This is a genomic window from Actinotalea ferrariae, from assembly GCF_019733465.1.
Lineage (GTDB): Bacteria > Actinomycetota > Actinomycetes > Actinomycetales > Cellulomonadaceae > Actinotalea > Actinotalea ferrariae_A.
Genome location: NZ_JACVQL010000386.1, coordinates 1 through 1768 on the forward strand (window position 1 = coordinate 1; position 1768 = coordinate 1768).

Sequence of the window (1768 nt, forward strand, 5' to 3'; positions counted from 1 at the left end):
GTCGAGCGACGGGCCGCCGCCGCGGGCCGAGCGGCGACGGCCGACGAGCTCGCGGCGCTCGCGACCCGTCTGCGCGCCGGCGGCCGCACGCTCGTCGCAACCGGCGGCTGCTTCGACATCGTCCACGCGGGCCACGTCGCGACCCTGCAGGCCGCGCGCCGGCTCGGGGACGCGCTCGTCGTCCTGCTGAACTCCGACGAGTCCGTCCGCCGGCTCAAGGGCCCGACGCGTCCCGTCGTCACCGCGGCGGACCGCGCGCGCGTGCTCGAGGCCTTCGACTGCGTCGACGCCGTCGTCGTGTTCGACGACGACGACCCCCGGGCCGTGCTCGCCGGGCTGCGGCCCGACGTGTGGGCCAAGGGCGGCGACTACGGCGGCGCCCCGCTGCCCGAGGCCGACGTCGTGCGCGAGCACGGTGGCCGCGTCGTGCTGCTGCCGTACCTCGGCGGCCGGTCGACCACGAGCATCCTCGAGCGCGCCGCACCCGCGAGCTGATCCCACCCGGCCCCGCTCCTCGAGCGGGCCCACGACCACTGCCCCCACCTCCGGCCGCACCGGCCACCACCCAGCAAGGAGATCCGTGAGCACCACGAGCCCCACCCCGGCACGTCCCGTCGCCGTCCCGCGCGAGATCGGCACCGTGTTCATCACCGGCGGGTCGAGCGGCCTCGGCGCCGCGCTCGTCGACGCCGTCGAGGCGGCCGGCGGCACCCCCGCCGTGCTCGACCGGGTGCCCCCGCGCGAGGGCGTCGCGTTCGTGCAGGTCGACCTGGCCGACTCGGCCGACGCCGCGCGTGCGGTCACCGAGCTCGTCGAGCAGGTCGGGCCGCCGTCGGCGGTCGTGACCGCTGCGGGCACCGACGCGTGCGGCGGCCTGCTGGACATCGACGTGGAGACCTGGGAGCGCGTCGTCCGGGTCAACCTGTTCGGCACGGTCGCCGTCGTGCGTGCGTGCCTGCCGCACCTCGAGGCGTCGCGCGGCACGGTCGTGACCGTCGGCTCGACCCTGTCGCTGCGCGGCTTCGGCGACGCGACGGCCTACTGCGCGTCGAAGTACGGCGTGCGCGGCTTCAGCCACGCGCTCGCGGCCGAGCTCAAGGGACGCGTCGGCGTCACGCTGCTCATCCCGGGCGGGATGCGCACGGCGTTCTTCGACGACCGGGCCGAGCAGTACAAGCCCGGGCCCGACGCCGACCTCAACGACCCCGCGAGCACGGCGGCGGCGGTGATCTCGGCGCTGCGCCAGCCGGTCGGCTCGGAGATCCGCGAGATGCTCGTGATGGCCTCCGGCGAGTCGTCCTGGCCGTGACCGGGGACGCGGGCCGGCCGGTCGCCGCGCGGGACGAGGGCGACGTCCTCGTCCTGCGCGCGCTGGGCCTGGGCGACGCGCTCACGGGCGTCGCTGCCCTGCGCGGCGTGCGCCGCGCCTGGCCGGACCGCCGCCTCGTCCTCGCGGCCCCGGCCGGCGTCGGCGGGTGGCTGCGGGACCTCGGCGTGGTCGACGACGTGCTGCCGACGTCGGGACTCGAGCGGCTCGAGTGGGACGGCCGGGGCCACGTCGCGGTGAACCTGCACGGTCGTGGGCCGGAGAGCCACCGGCTGCTGCAGGCGACGCAGCCCGAGCGGCTCGTGGCGTTCGCGAGCGCCGAGGCCGGTCACGACGGGCCGGCGTGGCGCGCGGACGAGCACGAGGTCGAGCGCTGGTGCCGGCTCGTCACGGAGGCGGGCGGCCCGTGCGGCCCCGAGGACCTCCGGCTGAGCCTCGCGC

3 protein-coding genes are annotated in these 1768 nt (G+C 77.4%); all 3 read left to right on the top strand.

Annotation, left to right across the window (positions count from 1 at the left end):
* On the top strand, positions 1-495 hold a 495-nt coding region (locus tag ICW40_RS20115), incomplete at its 5' end, for an adenylyltransferase/cytidyltransferase family protein (protein WP_221655751.1).
* A gap of 85 nt (positions 496-580) precedes the next feature.
* Positions 581-1309, top strand: coding sequence for an SDR family oxidoreductase (locus ICW40_RS20120; RefSeq protein ID WP_308121936.1), 729 nt, complete (start codon positions 581-583; stop codon positions 1307-1309).
* On the top strand, positions 1306-1768 hold a 463-nt coding region (locus tag ICW40_RS20125; protein ID WP_374199191.1), incomplete at its 3' end, for a glycosyltransferase family 9 protein. The genes ICW40_RS20120 and ICW40_RS20125, both read left to right, overlap by 4 nt.